Source organism: Rhodocyclus purpureus (genome assembly GCF_016653115.1).
Taxonomy (GTDB): Bacteria; Pseudomonadota; Gammaproteobacteria; order Burkholderiales; family Rhodocyclaceae; genus Rhodocyclus; species Rhodocyclus purpureus.
Genome location: NZ_NHRX01000067.1, coordinates 48,951 through 64,112, shown reverse-complemented (window position 1 = coordinate 64,112; position 15,162 = coordinate 48,951). Strand labels below are relative to the sequence as shown.

Genomic DNA, 15,162 nt, shown 5'->3' with positions numbered 1-15,162 from the left:
CCGGCTTACCCGGCTCAGTAATGCGGCGGGATCTCGTCGCGCAGGTTGCGCGGCGCGCCGGGGGCGTTGGCCTCCGCCGAAGCGCTGATCTGCCGGTGCAGGTGGCGCAGTTGCTCCTGCAGGAAATCGAGTTGCTGCTGCTGGCGGAAGAGCGCGAGGTTGAGCGTCTCGACCAGGTCCTCGGCCGCGTTCAGGCGGATCTCGAGGTCGGCGACGCGCGACTGCAGTTCGCCCGCCAGTTCACCGGTTTCCTCGTCACGACGCGCGCTCACTGCTCTTCTCCCCGCTCGTCGACGATGGGCTCGGCGGCCTGGTCGGCGGCTTCCTCGCCATTCCCGGCGGCCCGGGCACGGCGGCGCGCGGCCTTCTCCGCCTTTTCCTTCTTCTCCGCCTCTTCCCGCGCCTTGGCGGCGGCGATCATCGCCGCGCGTGTCTGCGGTGTCTCCAGGCTGATGCGGCCGAGCACGCCGTCGCGGTACTCCTGCAGCAGCACGAAGGCGGCCTTGTCGAAGTCGGCGTCGCCGCCCTTGAGGCGAAAGCCGCGGCGGCGGGCGATGCCCTCGATGACGCCGACCGCATCGACGCCCTCGACCGGGAAGCCGTAGCGGGCCGTGAGCAGGGCCGGATAGCGTTCGAGCAGCAGGCCGGACAGGAAACAGGCGACCTCGGTGTCGGCAAAGGCATTGCGCCCGATCGAGTGGCTGGCGGCGAGCATCAGCCCGTCGTCGGGGTACTCGATCTTCGGCCAGAGCAGCCCCGGCGTATCGAGGATGGTGCGCTTCTGCGGCAGGTCGTAGGTGGTGAGCGCCTTGGTGATCGCCGGCTCGTCACCGACGGCGGCGATCCGCCGCTTCACCAGCGCGTTCAGGAGCGTCGACTTGCCGACGTTGGGAACGCCCATGATCATCATGCGCAGGGGCTTCAAGAGGCTGTCGCGGTGCGGCGCCAGCTGCTGGCACAGGGTCGGGATGCGCTGCGCCTCGTTCGGCTTGCGGCACGACAATGCGACCGCATGCACGCCTGCCATCGCGTTGTAATGGTCGAGCCAGGCGCGCGTCGCCGCCGGATCGGCGAGGTCGGCCTTGTTGAGGATCTTCAGGCAGGGACGCTGCCGATGCCGGCGTAGTTCGAGCACCAGCGGATTGGTGCTTGCTTCGGGCAGGCGCGCGTCGACCACTTCGATGACGACGTCGACGCCTGCCATCGCCTCGGCCGCCTTCTTGCGCGCCGACGCCATGTGTCCGGGAAACCACTGAATTGCCATGAGGATGAGCGGACGGGAACACCCGCTGTCGTGAAAAGACCCCCATTATCCGCGATAAGCGAAGCCAGGTGGGGAGACGGTATACTCGATCGCTCACGGCGCAGGCCCGGGACGGCCGGCGCCAGCCGAATCACACCTACCGTCACCGGAGTCCGCCTTGTCTAGCAACGCCAGCAGTGCCAGAAAATCGGGGAGCCGGGATCCGTCTCTCGAGCTCACGGAGGGGCAGTCGGTCGAACTGCTCAAGGAACTGCACATCCTCACGCGCGACGGCAAGCTCAACCAGGACAGCCGGCGCAAGTTGAAGCAGGTGCAGCACCTGACCGGCTTCATCGAACCGCTGCTCGGCGAATGCTTCGCCGCCGGCGACGATCCGGTGCTGGTCGATCACGGCGCCGGCAAGTCCTACCTGGGCTTCATCCTCTACGACCGCTTCTTCAAGACGCGTGCCGGCGGGCGCGTCGTCGGCGTCGAGACGCGCGCCGAACTCGTCGACAAGTCGCGCGCCCTGGCGGCGCGCCTGGGGTTCACGCGCATGGACTTCCACGCGCTGAGCGTCGAGGAGGCAATCGTCTCGCCGCTGCTGCCGGCCGAGGTGGACATCGTCACCGCGCTGCACGCCTGCGACACGGCGACCGACGACGCGATCCGCTTCGCACTGGCCAGACACTCCAGACACGTCGTCCTCGTACCCTGCTGCCAGGCCGAAGTCGCCGCCGCCCTGCGCGCCAGCAAGGCCGCGTCGCTGGCGCGCACCGCGTTCGCCGAGTTGTGGCGGCGACCGCTGCACACGCGCGAATTCGGCAGCCAGCTCACCAACGTGCTGCGCTGCCTGCAGCTCGAAGCCGCCGGCTATCAGGTGACGGTGACCGAACTCACCGGCTGGGAACATTCGCTGAAGAACGAGCTGATCGTCGCCCGGCGTACCGGGCAGCGGCGCGGCGACGCCGGCGCACGGCTCGACTGGCTGCTCGCCGAGATGGGGATCGAGGAACTGCGCTCCCGTTTTGCCGTCTGAAAGGCGGACAGCCTGACGGCGCCCCTCCAACTTTCGACTGACACCCATGGACAAGTGGATTACCCGTTTCGGCGCCCTGCTCTGCGCAGCCGGCGCCGCCGCCCTCTTCTGGAGCTTCGGCATGTTCGTCGCGGTTCCCTGGCACGAGGGCAGGCTGCTGGCGATGAACAAGGTCGAACTGCAGGTGGTCCTCGTCCCGCTGGGCGCCGGCCTGCTCGTCGGCTGGGCGGCGCTGCACCTGTTCGCGCTCTCGCTCGAACAGGACAACGCGCTCGGCAAGCGCCTGCGCCTGGCGATCTTCGCATTCGCCGCGCTGCTCGCCGCCGGCAGCGGCATGTCGTGGTCGCTCGCGCGCTTCGCATGATCGGCCCGCTGGCCGCGGCGCGCAGGGGTGCAATATTTGCTAACAAGTGGCTGCCCCGGCGCGCGGCGGCGGACGCGGCGATCTGGCTATACTCTTCGCCCATGTTCCCCGCTCGCAGAATCCTCACGGCAGTCAGGCAGCCGGCGCGCAGCGCGCTCGGCGCCGCCCTGCTGGCGCTCTTCGCCTCGCTCGGCAACGGAGCAGTCGCGCTCGAGCTCGACCCGTTCTCGACGGCAGCGCTGACGAGTCCCGCCCCGCAGCAGCGTCTCGACGCAACTGCGCTGCCCTGCACCGACCCGGGCGAGGGACGCGCGCTGACGTTGCCCGAGGTGGTCGACCTCGCGCTGTGCCACAACCCGCAGACACGCGAGGCCTGGGCCAGCGCGCGCTGGCGCGCCGCACAGCTCGGTACGGCGCAGGCCGCCTGGCTGCCGACCCTGGCCGCCACCCTCAGCGCCAACCGCGTCTCCCCGGACGATGCCGAGCGCTACCGCCAGCAGAAGAGCGCGCTCACCCTCTCCTGGCTGCTCTGGGATTTCGGCGGACGCTCGGCGACGATCGAGAGCACGCGCCAGTTGCTGGTCGCCGCCAACGAGACGCAGGACGCGACGCTGCAGGCGGTCTTCCTCGCCGCGATCCAGGCTTTCTACCAGGTCCATGCCAACCAGGCCGCAGTCGCGGCGACGCGCGAGTCGGAGCGCGCGGCCGGCGAGAGCCTGCGCGCCGCCGAAGCGCGCTACCGCGTCGGCAGCGGCACCCCCGCCGACCGCCTGCAGGCGCAGACCGCCCTGTCGCAGTCGACGCTGCTGCGCATCGAAGCCGAGGGCCGGCTGCAGACCGCGCAGGGTGCCTTGGCCAACGCGATCGGCCGCGACGCGAACCGCTTCCCGGCGCTGGCGGCGGTCAGCGACCCGGCGGCCGACCTGCGCTTCGAGCAGGACGTCGGCGCGCTGATCGACGAGGCGCGTCGCCGTCGCCCCGACCTGCGCGCCAGCGAAGCGCAACTCAGGTCCGCGGAGGCCGACGTCGTCGCCGCGCGCTCCGCCGGCTGGCCGACCGTATCGCTGGCAGCCGCAGCCAACAACGCCGACACCAGCATCGGGCCGGCGACGCGCGACGGATCGCTCGGCGTGCGCGTGGACATTCCGCTCTTCTCCGGCTTCGCGACCAATTACCGCGTCCGCGCCGCCGAGGCGCAACGCGAGCTGCGCGACGCACAGCTCGACAGGATGCGCCGCCAGGTGACGCTCGACGTGTGGAACGCCTGGCAGACTCTCGTCACCGCAACGCAGTCGGTGAAGAGCGCGGCCGACCTGCTCGCCAGTGCCGAACAGTCGGCGCGCGTCGCGCGCGGCCGTTACGAGGCCGGGGTCGGCAGCCTGATCGAGTTGCTCAACGCGCAGAGCGCGCTGGCCAGCGCCCGCCTGCAGGACGTGCAGGCGCGATTCCAGTGGCGCACCGGACGCGCGACGCTGGCGCAGGCAGTCGGCTCGCTCGACGCCAGCCTGCTGCAGCCGGTGGCGAGCCCCGCCACCGTCCCCGCATCCGGGCCCGCGCCCGACGCCGCAACGAAAGCCCGCCCATGAACGCCAAGCTGAAGAAAACGCTCGTCATCACCGCCGTCGCGCTGGCCGCGGCGACAGCCGCTTTCTTTGCCTGGAAGCAGGTGAACACGCCGAAGATCGAGGAACGCTACAAGCTGCAGGCGGTGGACCGCGGCGACATCCGGCAGAGCGTCTCGGCCAACGGCACGCTCAACCCGGTGACGCTGGTCAATGTCGGCACGCAGGTATCGGGGCGCGTCGCCAAGCTCTACGTCGACTTCAACAGCAAGGTCGAGAAGGGCCAGGTCCTGCTCGAACTCGACGACTCGCTGCTGCTCGCGCAGGCGCGGCAGAGCGCCGCCAACGTGGACAGCGCTGCGGCCGCGCTCGATCTCGCGCAGGCCAACGAGAAGCGGATGGCGGCACTGCTCGCGCAGGAGTACGTCTCGCGCCAGGAGTACGACCAGTCGCTGCAGGCCTTGAAGGCCGCGCGTGCGCAGCTGGCGCTGGCGCGCGCGCAGGCCGACAAGGACCGCGTCAACCTCGGCTACGCAGTGATCCGTTCGCCGGTGTCCGGCGTCATCGTCGCGCGCTCGATCGACGTCGGGCAGACGGTAGCGGCCAGCTTCCAGACGCCGACGCTGTTCCAGATCGCGCAGGATCTGTCGAACATGCAGATCGATTCGAGCTTCGCCGAGGCCGACATCGGCGCGATCCGCGTCGGGCAGAGTGTGCGCTTCTCGGTGGACGCCTTCCCCAACCGCAGCTTTGCCGGCGAGGTGCGCCAGTTGCGCCTGAACCCGACGACGCAGCAGAACGTCGTCACCTACAACGTCGTCGTCTCGGTCGACAACCCCGAACAGATCCTGCTGCCGGGAATGACCGCCTACGTCAGCATCGGCGTCGCCGAACGCCAGGACGTGCTGCGCGTCCCCAACGCGGCGCTGCGCTTCCGTCCCGAGGGCGAGGCCGCTACGAAGCCCGAAGCCGGCATGCGCAAGCCTGCGCCCGCGGACAGCGGCGCCAGCGAGGCGGGTAATGGTCGTGGAGAAGCCCGAGGCGAAGGCCGCGGCAAGCGCAGTCGCGATTCGTCTTCCGGGACGGTGCATGTGCTGCGCGGCGGCGAACTGGTCCCGGTCCGGCTGACGCTCGGCATCACCGACAACCGCTTCACCGAAGTCATCGACGGCGAGCTCAGGGCCGACGACCGCATCGTCGTCGGCGAGGCGGTCGCCAACGGCAGCAGCGGCGCGCCGCGCACGGTCGGCATGAGGATGTTCTGATGCCCGGGGAAACAGGCAGCGACGCGGTGATCCGCGTCGAGTCGCTGTGCAAGTCCTACGCCACCGCGGCCGGTCCGTTTCCGGTACTGAAGGACGTGGACCTCGTCATCGATCCCGGCGAGTTCGTCGCCATCATGGGGCCGTCGGGGTCGGGTAAATCGACCTTCATGAACATCCTCGGCTGCCTCGACCGCGCCAGCTCGGGCCGCTACCTGTTGAACGGCAACGACGTCGCCAGCCTCGACCAGGACGCGCTCGCACGCCTGCGCGGCGGTACCATCGGCTTCGTCTTCCAGGGCTTCAACCTGCTGCCGCGGATGACGCTCGAGGACAACGTCGCGCTGCCACTGGTGTACGCCGGCGTCGAGCGCGACGAGCGGCAGGCGCGCGCACGCGAACTGCTGGAGCGAGTCGGGCTGGCGCGCTACGCCCCTTCCCTGCCCAACCAGATTTCAGGCGGCCAGCAACAGCGCGTCGCGATCGCCCGTGCGCTGGTCAACCGGCCGCGACTGATCCTCGCCGACGAGCCGACCGGCAACCTCGACAGCCATACCAGCGAGGAGATCATGGCCATGTTCGCCGAACTCAACGCCGAGGGAATCACCATCGCGCTGGTCACGCACGAGCCTGACATCGCGCAGCACGCGCAGCGTCTGGTGCGCTTCCTCGACGGACGCATCGTCCATGACGGATCGACCGCCCATGCGCATGCACACGCTGCGGCGGAGAAGGAACGAGCCTCATGATGCTCGCTCCGATGCTCGGCGAAGCCTGGCGCGCGATGGGCGCCAACCGCATGCGCACCTTCCTCACCATGCTCGGCATGGTGATCGGCGTCGGCGCGGTCGTCCTCATGCTCGCCATCGGCCAGGGCGCGCAGTACGCGGTCAGCCAGTCGATCAACACCATGGGCAGCAACCTGTTCATCGTCCTCGCCGGGGCGCCGAGTTCGGGCGGCGTGCGCATGGGCGGCGGCGCCGGCGCAACGCTGACGCGCGACGACGCCGACGCGATCGCGCAACTGCCCGAGATCGACGCGGTGGCACCGACACAGTCAGGCCTGGCGCAGGTCGTCTATGGATCGAACAACTGGAACACCTCGGTCATCGGCAGCACGCCCGACTACCTCTACGTGCGCTCGTGGGCGGTCGTCGATGGCGAAACCTTCACCGACTCGGACGTGCGTGCGGCGACGCGCGTCGCGCTGATCGGCAAGACCGCCGCCGAGAACCTGTTCGCCGGCGAGAACCCGGTCGGCAAGACCCTGCGCATCAAGCAGAACCCCTTCGTCGTCATCGGCGTCCTCGCGCCCAAGGGCCAGAGCCTCGACGGGCGCGACCAGGACGACACCATCATCGTGCCGCTGACCACCGCGCAGCGCAAGCTGTTCGGCTCGCCCTTCCGCGGTGCGGTGCGCATGGTGATGGTCAAGGCCGTCTCGGCCGAGGCGATGCCCGCCGCCGAGAAGGCGATGACAGCGCTGCTGCGCCAGCGCCACCGCCTGCGCGAAGGCGCCGACAACGACTTCATGATCCGCAACCTGACGGCGATCGCCGATTCCGAGGCCGAGACGACGCGGACCATGTCCCTGCTGCTTGGCGCCATCGCTTCCGTCTCGCTGCTCGTCGGCGGCATCGGCATCATGAACATCATGCTCGTCTCGGTCACCGAACGCACGCGCGAGATCGGCATCCGCCTGGCGATCGGCGCGCGCCAGCGCGACATCCTGCTGCAGTTCCTGCTCGAAGCGCTGATGATCTCGCTCGCCGGCTGCCTGATCGGCCTCGCTGCCGGCGTCGGCGGCGCGCTGCTGGTCAATGCGCTGACCGAGACGACGGTGATCATCTCCGGCAGCGCCGGACTCGTCGCCTTCGTCGTCGCCGCGGCGATCGGCGTATTCTTCGGCCTCTACCCGGCGAAGAAAGCCGCCGCGCTCGACCCGATCGAGGCGCTGCGTTATCAATAAGCTATGGGGTGACAGGATGGCTTGATCGATGCAGTCATTGCGAGGCGCGCAGCGCCGCGGCAATCCAGTTCGTACTTCCATTTTTGCGTCGTCACCATCTATCCGCGGACACCCCGAAGCCAGCCCTACGCACTGGATCGCCACGCCCTGCGGGCTCGCGATGACAGGCTGCTGGCGCCATTCCTCAATCCCTTCGCAGTTTCACCTTGATCATGCCAATTTACCGTTTCGGCGAGCGCCGACCGCAGATCGACCCGCAGTCCTGGGTCGCCCCCAACGCGACGCTGATCGGTGACGTCCGCCTGCAGCGCAACGCTTCCGTCTGGTGGAACGCCACGCTGCGCGGCGACAACGAACCGATCGTGATCGGCGAAGAGAGCAACGTCCAGGAAAGCTCGGTGCTGCACACCGACCCCGGCGCACCGCTGACCCTCGGCCGCGCGGTGACGATCGGCCACCTGGTGATGCTGCACGGCTGCACGGTCGAGGACGGCGCGCTGATCGGCATGGGATCGACCGTGCTCAACCATGCGCGCATCGGCCGCAACAGCATCGTCGGCGCCCACTCGCTGGTCCCGGCCGGCAAGGTCTTTCCCGAGCGCTCGCTGATCGTCGGCTCGCCTGCCCGGCTGGTGCGCGAGCTCACCGACGAGGAAGTCGCCGCGAGCCTGCGCGGCGCTGCCAACTACGTCGCACGCTGGCATCGCTGCCTCAGCGAACTGGAACTGCTGCCGGACTGAGCGTCTCCTCGGTTCCGGCCGACTCCCGGGCTCGCGTTTCACGGCAAGGAACGGCTACGCCGGCGGAATCGCTGACAACTTGCCAATGGCACACCAACCGTACCCCTTCGGGATGGCGTCGGCACTATGTCATCGGCTATGCTACGGTTTTCCTGCGCGCTGACGAGACTCGCCGTGGCTACTCCTTCGCTCGATGACGAAGTCGCAAGATTTCTGCAAAGTGTTCGTCTTTTTGAATCGCTGCCCGTCGGCGTCGTCTTTCAGAATTCCCGCGGCGAGATCACTGCCAGCAACCCGGCCGCCGAACGGATTCTCGGCCTGAACTCGGAGCAGATACGCGGCGCCACTTCGCGGGATCCACGCTGGTGCGCAGTCAGGGAAGACGGCTCTCCCTTCCCCGGCGACGAGCATCCGTCGATGCTGGCGCTGCGGACGGGAAAGCCGGTTCGCGATGTGGTGATGGGGATCAGCAAGCCTAGCCATGAGCGCAGGACCTGGATCAGGATCAATGCCGTTCCGGTCGCCGATGGGCCACTGCAGGCAGTCGCGTCCGTCTATACGATCTTCGAGGACATCAGCGAGCGCAAGCAACAGGCGGAAGCACTGCGGCAGGCCAACGAGCGCTTTTCGATCGCCGAACGCTGCGCCAAGGCCGGCGCCTGGGGCCGTGATCTGCGCACGGGCAAGGCCTACTGGTCGGACGGAAATTTCCGCGTGCTCGGACTCGATCCGGACCGGGTCGAACCCAGCTACGAGGCCTGGCGGGCGATCGTTCATCCGGATGATCTGCCCGACGTCGAGGACGGCATTGCCACTGCGCTCAGGAACCGTTCGCCGATCTTCCGCCAGTACCGGATCGTTCTCCCCGATGGCAGGATCAAGTGGCTCGATGACTATGGCGACGCCACCTACGACGCCTCCGGCGTGCCGCTCTTCATGTCAGGAATATGCATCGACGCCACCGAGCGCAAGCGGCTGGCGCAGGACAACGCCGAACTGAGAACGCTGCTCGCCGAACGCATGCTGGCCGAGGAGAAACTGCGCGCAAGCGAGGAGCGGCTGCGGCTGGCGGCGCAGGCGGCGAAATTCGGGGTCTTCGAGTACGACCTGGAGACCGGATCCGCATACTGGTCGCTCGAGATGCGCACGATTCTGGGCATCGCTGCCGATGCGCCGGCCACCCCTTTCGGCGACGTTCCCGATTTCGTCCACCGCGAGGACAACGAGAGGTTTCGGCAGGTTTACGCCCGCGCTCTGGATCCCGCCGGCGACGGACAAATAGACGACACGCACCGCATCGTCCGCCCCGATGGCAGCGTGCGCTGGGTCAACTTCAGCGGCCAGGCACAATTCGCCGGTGAAGGCGCCCAGCGGCGGACGATCCGGATGCGCGGCGTGCTGCGCGACGTCACCGCGCTCACCCTGGCCGAGAGCGCGCTGCGCAGGAAAGAGGAGGACTTGCGCCGTGCACAGGCGATGGGAGCGATCGGCAGCTTCCGTCTCGACATGGGCAGCGACGTTCTCGAGTGGTCGGAAGAGAGCTACCGGATCTACGGAATCCCCGCCGGGACGCCGATGAACTACGCTGGGTTTTTCGCCTGCGTGCATCCCGACGACCGCGACCACGTGCACCGGGAGGCGCAGGCGGCGCTCAGGGGCGAGCGGCCTTTCCGGGTCGAGTACCGGGTGCTGGCCGACGGCCGCGTGAAATGGGTGCGCGCGCTCGGCGAACAGGAGTTCGACGCGGACGGGGTGGCGATCAGCGCCTTCGGCACCAACCAGGACGTCACCGAGCGCAAGGAAGCCGAGATCGAGTTGCGCCAGGCCAAGGACGCCGCCGACGCCGCGACGAGGGCGAAGAGCGCGTTTCTCGCCAACATGAGCCATGAAATCCGCACGCCGCTCAACGTGATCATCGGGCTCGCCGAACTGCTGCGCAGCAAATCGAACTACATCTGGCAGCGAGAGAAGCTTGACGAACTGTGCGCCAGTTCGGAACACCTGCTCACCGTCCTCAACGACGTGCTCGACCTGTCCAAGATCGAGGCCGAACAGATCGCGCTGGAGCGCAGCGACTTCAGGCTCGGCGACGTCGTCGATCGGGTCATGCGCATGTTCGAGATCAAGGCGCAGGAGAAGGGACTGAGCCTGCATGCCGAGGTCGCCCCCCTGCTGCAAAAGATGTGGCTGAACGGAGATCCGCTGCGCCTGTCGCAAGTGCTGATCAACCTGTGCAGCAACGCCATCAAATTCACCGATGCCGGTTCGGTACGGCTCGTCATCGACCGCGTCGGCGGGGACGATGGACGCGTCAGATTGCGCTTCTGCGTCAGCGATACCGGCGAAGGCATCACCGAGGCCGATCGGCAGCGGCTTTTTCAGCCGTTCACTCAGGTCGATAGTTCGACCACGCGCCGCCAGGGCGGCAGCGGGCTCGGGCTCGCCATCAGCCAGCGACTGGTGGAGATGATGGGTGGAACCATCCGCGTCGATAGCCGGGTCGGCAAGGGAACCAGCTTCAGCTTCGAGCTCGACTGCGAGCGGGTGATCGGCTACGTTCCTTACACGGAGCGCGAGTCCGCCACGCGCACAGACTTCAAGGGCAGGAAAATCCTGCTCGCCGAGGACCATGCGCAGAGTCGCGACATCCTGCGCGAGATGCTCGAAGACCTCGGCTGTTCGGTCGACGTCGCTGCCGACGGCATCGAAGCCATCGACAGCGCTCGCCAGCACAGCTACGACCTGATCCTGATGGACTGGCACATGCCGCGCCTGGACGGGCTGGTCGCGACGCAAACGATCCGCAGCGAGCCGCGACACCGGGACACGCCGATCATCGCGCTGACGGCAAACGCCTTTGCCGAGGACCGTCAGCGCTGTCAGGCCTCCGGAATGAGCGCGCACCTGGCCAAACCGGTCACTCCGGCAGTGCTCGCCAGCGAGCTCGGTCGCTGGCTCGGGCAGCAGGCGCCGGCAGCCCGGACCCACGACGTGGAAAACAGCGACTTGTGCCGCGCCCTGATGCAGATCGCCGAGCTCGAGGTCGACGCCTCGCGCAAACGCTCGCGGGAAGATCTCGACGCTTACTGCGCGATGTTGCAGCGCTTCAGCACGGAGAAGCGCGAGGACATCGGCCGGCTGCGCGCGCATCTGGCAGCCGGCGCGAACGAAGCTGCGCGTGCGCTCGCGCACGACCTGAAGGGGATCGCCGGCTTGCTCGGCGCCCGGCGAATCGCCACCCTGGCCGACGAGCTCGCTCAGGCCCTGCACGGCGGCGCCGTGGCAGGCGTCATCGCCTACCTGGCCAACCAGTGCGAAGGCGAGCTCGCGCGGCTGGCCGACGCAGTGGGGAAACTGCCGACGCAGTGAGCGAAGGGACAGTTTGCATTTGACGGGTCGAGGTCAAGGATCCGGCTCCGTTCATCCGTCCTGCCGCAGGCCGCCCGAAGACGCCTGCCCGACTTGTCTTTTGGGCGCCGATTGCGCATAGTTCGCCCCCTTTTCATCAGCACAGGAAGCCCCGAACGATGACGATCGCGCTCGCACGCCGCCTCGCCGACGAACTCGCTTGCCAGCCCCGCCAGGTGCAGGCCGCCGTCGCCCTGCTCGACGAGGGTGCCACCGTTCCCTTCATCGCGCGCTACCGCAAGGAAGTCACCGGCGGGCTCGACGACACGCAGCTGCGCCTGCTCGCCGAGCGTCTCGTGTACCTGCGCGAGCTCGAAGACCGGCGCCGCGCGATCGTCGCCTCGATCGAGGAACAGGGCAAGCTGACGCCCGAACTCGCCGCCGCCATCGCCGAGGCCGACACCAAGCAGCGCCTCGAAGACCTCTACCTGCCGTACAAGCAGAAGCGCCGCACCAAGGCACAGATCGCGCGCGAAGCCGGACTCGAGCCGCTCGCCGACGCGCTGATCGAAGACCCGACGCGCGTTCCCGAGGAAGCCGCCGCCCCTTACCTCAACGCCGACGCCGGTTTCCCCGACGCGAAGAGCGCGCTCGACGGCGCGCGCCAGATCGTCATGGAGCGGCTTGCCGAAGACGCCGAACTGCTCGGCGTGCTGCGCGAGCGCCTCTCCGACAACGGCGTCGTCAAGGCGACCGTCGTCGAAGGCAAGGAGAACGAGGGCGCCAAGTTCCGCGACTACTTCGACTACAGCGAAGCGCTCGGCGAAATCCCCTCGCACCGCGCGCTGGCGCTCTTCCGCGGGCGCAACGAGGGCGTGCTGCAACTCACGCTGCTGCCCGAGCCCGAACTCGCCGAGAGCGCCGAGGATGGCAAGCCGGCGCGCAGCAGCCCTGGCGAGCAGCGCATCCTCGGCCTGATCGCCGCGCATGCCGGCGTGCGCGACAGCGTGCTGAAGGGCGGCCGCGCCGCCGACCGCTGGCTCGCCGAAACGGTGCGCTGGGCGTGGCGGATCAAGATCCAGCCGCACCTCGAACTCGAACTGATGGGCGCCTTGCGCGAGCGCGCCGAGGAAGAGGCGATCCGCGTCTTCGCCGCCAACCTGCGCGACCTCCTGCTCGCCGCCCCGGCCGGCCCGAAGGTGACGATGGGGCTCGACCCCGGCCTCAGGACCGGCGTCAAGGTCGCCGTCGTCGACGCCACCGGCAAGCTCGTCGACACGGCGACCATCTACCCGCACGAACCGCGCCGCGACCTCGAGGGATCGCTGGCGACGCTGGCGCATCTCGCCCGCAAGCACAAGGTCGAGCTGATCGCGATCGGCAACGGCACCGCCAGCCGCGAAACCGATCGCCTCGCCGGCGAGCTGATCCGCCGCCTGCCCGAGCTCGCCATGAGCTCGATCGTCGTCTCGGAAGCCGGCGCCTCGGTCTATTCGGCGTCCGAATTCGCCGCGCGCGAGTTCCCCGAGCTCGACGTCAGCCTGCGCGGCGCCGTCTCGATCGCGCGCCGGCTGCAGGACCCGCTCGCCGAGCTGGTGAAGATCGACCCGAAGTCGATCGGTGTCGGCCAGTACCAGCACGACGTCAGCCAGACCCGGCTGGCGCGCACGCTCGACGCGGTGGTCGAGGACGGCGTCAATGCCGTCGGCGTCGACGTCAATACCGCGTCGGTGCCGCTGCTCACGCGCGTCTCCGGCCTCAACGCGACGCTCGCCGCCAACATCGTCGCGCACCGCGACGCCAACGGCCCCTTCCGCAGCCGCAAGGCGCTCACCGAGGTGCCGCGGCTCGGCGCGAAGACCTTCGAGCAGGCTGCGGGCTTCCTGCGCATCAACGGCGGCGACGAGCCGCTCGACGCGTCGGCGGTGCACCCGGAAGCCTACCCGCTGGTCGCGCGCATCCTCGCCGAGATCAAGAAGGGCGTGCGCGAAGTGATCGGCGACAGCAAGCTCCTGCGCTCGCTCGAACCCGCGCGCTTCGCCGACGAGCGCTTCGGCGTGCCGACGGTGAAGGACATCCTCGGCGAACTCGAAAAACCCGGCCGCGACCCGCGCCCCGAGTTCAAGACCGCCAACTTCCGCGAAGGCGTCGAGGAGATCGCCGACCTGCGTCCGGGGATGATCCTCGAAGGCGTCGTCACCAACGTCGCCAACTTCGGCGCCTTCGTCGACATCGGCGTGCACCAGGATGGGCTCGTGCACATCTCGGCGCTGTCGAAAACCTTCGTCAAGGACCCGCGCAGCGTCGTCAAGGCCGGCGACGTGGTCAAGGTCAAGGTGCTCGAGGTCGAGGTCGCGCGCAAGCGCATCGCCCTCTCGATGCGCCTCGACGACGAACCCGGCGCGGCCGGCGGCGAGCGCCGCGGCGAGGCGCGCGACGGCGGTCGCAGCGAAGCGCGCGGCCGCCCGACCACGCGCCCTGCGCCACAGCGTAGCCAGGCGCCGGCGGGCGGTGCCATGGCCGCAGCGTTCGCGCGGCTGAAGCGCTCTTAATATGTTTTTAAAATAAAGTCAATTCATCTCGAGAAAGCGGATTATATCTTTGGAATATAATAAATAATTTTTTTATCTATTGAAACTTTTCCGAATACTCGCTTAAACTACTTGTCTGGCAACTCCAGGGATGAAGTGGGGGTATCGTGAGAAGTGCGCGTGTGCACGCAGAGAGGCGCTGCGTCGACAAGGCGAAGGCCGCCGAGGCTAAAGCCCTTCGCCTCCATCATGAACTGCAGGTCCATCGTATCGAGCTTGAGCTGCAGAACGAAGAACTGAAGCGGGCCAAGGAGGCGGTCGATGCGGCTCGGAGGGATCGCGCGCAGATCTACCGGGCGCTGGGTCACGATCTGGCACAGCCCTTGCTGGCCCAGCGCCTGTTCCTCGATGCGCTGTGCGACAGCCCGCTCAATGCCGAACAACGCCAGCTGGTCGCCCGCCTGACTTCATGCGCGAAGGCGCTCGACGAGATCTCGTCGGCGCTGACCGCCCTGGGCGCACAGCGACTTGGCGAACCGGCAGCACAAACCGTCGCGCTCGGACCCTTGCTTGAAGACGCCGTCGACAATCACCTCACGACCGCCACACGCAAGGGTCTGCGCATTCACCTCGTGCCGACGGAAGCCATGGTGAAGACCGAACCTTTCCAGTTGGGCTGGATCGTCCGCAACCTGATCGGCAATGCGGTGCGCTACACCGACTCGGGAAGCGTGCTGGTCGGTGTGCGCCGCGCCGGTAATGCTGCCTGGCGAATTGAAGTGCGGGACTCGGGAATCGGCATCGATGCGCAGCACGTGGCGAAGATCTTCGACGAGTTCTACCAGGTCGGCAATGCAGAACGAAACCCTGACAATGGCTTCGGCATCGGTCTGGCGGTCGCCAAACGACTCGCGGACAGCCTGGGCCTGAGGCTCGACGTGCGCACGGCGCCGGGTCGAGGCAGCGTATTCTCGGTAACGATTCCCCGCCTTTCCCGGAGGCCGCTCGCAACCAAGCTCGTCTGCGTAGCGTGAGTTGCGCGTGAATTTCCTGGCCGATGACCCGGAAATTCCTGATCATCGGCCTTCGCTCCACTAAACAGTC

12 protein-coding genes are annotated in these 15,162 nt (G+C 68.0%); 10 read left to right on the top strand and 2 right to left on the bottom strand.

Annotated elements, in window-relative coordinates:
* Positions 1 to 14 precede the first annotated feature (14 nt).
* Together CCR84_RS15150 and ylqF are read right to left on the bottom strand one after the other, a co-directional pair.
* Positions 15 to 272, bottom strand: coding sequence for a SlyX family protein (locus CCR84_RS15150; protein ID WP_338052629.1), 258 nt, complete (start codon positions 270 to 272; stop codon positions 15 to 17).
* Positions 269 to 1,264: a ribosome biogenesis GTPase YlqF gene (gene ylqF, locus CCR84_RS15145; RefSeq protein ID WP_201214065.1), complete on the bottom strand. Its 996-nt coding sequence runs from the start codon at positions 1,262 to 1,264 to the stop codon at positions 269 to 271. The genes CCR84_RS15150 and ylqF overlap by 4 nt, the downstream gene beginning before the upstream one ends.
* A 157-nt stretch (positions 1,265 to 1,421) precedes the next feature.
* Here ylqF and CCR84_RS15140 point away from each other — a divergent pair, with 157 nt between their 5' ends.
* From CCR84_RS15140 to CCR84_RS16835, 10 genes are all read left to right on the top strand, one after another.
* Positions 1,422 to 2,282: a class I SAM-dependent methyltransferase gene (locus tag CCR84_RS15140; RefSeq protein WP_201214058.1), complete on the top strand. Its 861-nt coding sequence runs from the start codon at positions 1,422 to 1,424 to the stop codon at positions 2,280 to 2,282.
* A gap of 46 nt (positions 2,283 to 2,328) precedes the next feature.
* Positions 2,329 to 2,646, top strand: coding sequence for a hypothetical protein (locus tag CCR84_RS15135; protein ID WP_201214056.1), 318 nt, complete (start codon positions 2,329 to 2,331; stop codon positions 2,644 to 2,646).
* 101 nt (positions 2,647 to 2,747) lie between these two features.
* Complete coding sequence (locus CCR84_RS15130; protein ID WP_201214054.1) at positions 2,748 to 4,232, top strand: TolC family protein; 1,485 nt, start codon at positions 2,748 to 2,750, stop codon at positions 4,230 to 4,232.
* On the top strand, positions 4,229 to 5,473 hold the full coding sequence (locus CCR84_RS15125; RefSeq protein ID WP_201214052.1) for an efflux RND transporter periplasmic adaptor subunit: 1,245 nt from the start codon (positions 4,229 to 4,231) through the stop codon (positions 5,471 to 5,473). The genes CCR84_RS15130 and CCR84_RS15125 overlap by 4 nt, the downstream gene beginning before the upstream one ends.
* A complete protein-coding gene (locus CCR84_RS15120; protein ID WP_201214050.1) occupies positions 5,473 to 6,219 on the top strand; it encodes an ABC transporter ATP-binding protein in 747 nt (248 codons plus the stop codon). The genes CCR84_RS15125 and CCR84_RS15120 overlap by 1 nt, the downstream gene beginning before the upstream one ends.
* Positions 6,216 to 7,439 carry an ABC transporter permease gene (locus CCR84_RS15115; RefSeq protein ID WP_242508766.1) on the top strand — a complete coding sequence of 408 codons (1,224 nt, stop codon included), beginning with the start codon at positions 6,216 to 6,218 and terminating at the stop codon, positions 7,437 to 7,439. Before CCR84_RS15120 ends, CCR84_RS15115 begins: the two co-directional genes overlap by 4 nt.
* Before the next feature lie 212 nt (positions 7,440 to 7,651).
* A complete protein-coding gene (locus tag CCR84_RS15110) occupies positions 7,652 to 8,179 on the top strand; it encodes a gamma carbonic anhydrase family protein (protein ID WP_201214430.1) in 528 nt (175 codons plus the stop codon).
* Positions 8,180 to 8,353: 174 nt separating this feature from the next.
* Positions 8,354 to 11,548, top strand: a complete 3,195-nt coding sequence (locus tag CCR84_RS15105) for a PAS domain-containing protein (RefSeq protein WP_201214048.1) — start codon at positions 8,354 to 8,356, stop codon at positions 11,546 to 11,548.
* A 158-nt stretch (positions 11,549 to 11,706) separates the two neighbouring features.
* On the top strand, positions 11,707 to 14,079 hold the full coding sequence (locus tag CCR84_RS15100) for a Tex family protein (RefSeq protein ID WP_201214038.1): 2,373 nt from the start codon (positions 11,707 to 11,709) through the stop codon (positions 14,077 to 14,079).
* Between the two features lie 161 nt (positions 14,080 to 14,240).
* The gene (locus CCR84_RS16835; protein WP_201214036.1) at positions 14,241 to 15,092 is read left to right on the top strand and encodes an ATP-binding protein; all 852 of its coding nucleotides are present in this window, start codon (positions 14,241 to 14,243) and stop codon (positions 15,090 to 15,092) included.
* Positions 15,093 to 15,162: the final 70 nt, after the last annotated feature.

Bases quoted from the DNA above. Each gene is read 5' to 3' on its own strand.
- CCR84_RS15130 (WP_201214054.1), top strand. From the start codon at position 2,748: ATGTTCCCCGCTCGCAGAATCCTCACGGCAGTCAGGCAGCCGGCGCGC.
- CCR84_RS15115 (WP_242508766.1), top strand. From the start codon at position 6,216: ATGATGCTCGCTCCGATGCTCGGCGAAGCCTGGCGCGCGATGGGCGCC.
- ylqF (WP_201214065.1), bottom strand. From the start codon at position 1,264: ATGGCAATTCAGTGGTTTCCCGGACACATGGCGTCGGCGCGCAAGAAG.
- CCR84_RS15120 (WP_201214050.1), top strand. From the start codon at position 5,473: ATGCCCGGGGAAACAGGCAGCGACGCGGTGATCCGCGTCGAGTCGCTG.
- CCR84_RS15100 (WP_201214038.1), top strand. From the start codon at position 11,707: ATGACGATCGCGCTCGCACGCCGCCTCGCCGACGAACTCGCTTGCCAG.
- CCR84_RS15125 (WP_201214052.1), top strand. From the start codon at position 4,229: ATGAACGCCAAGCTGAAGAAAACGCTCGTCATCACCGCCGTCGCGCTG.
- CCR84_RS15135 (WP_201214056.1), top strand. From the start codon at position 2,329: ATGGACAAGTGGATTACCCGTTTCGGCGCCCTGCTCTGCGCAGCCGGC.
- CCR84_RS15110 (WP_201214430.1), top strand. From the start codon at position 7,652: ATGCCAATTTACCGTTTCGGCGAGCGCCGACCGCAGATCGACCCGCAG.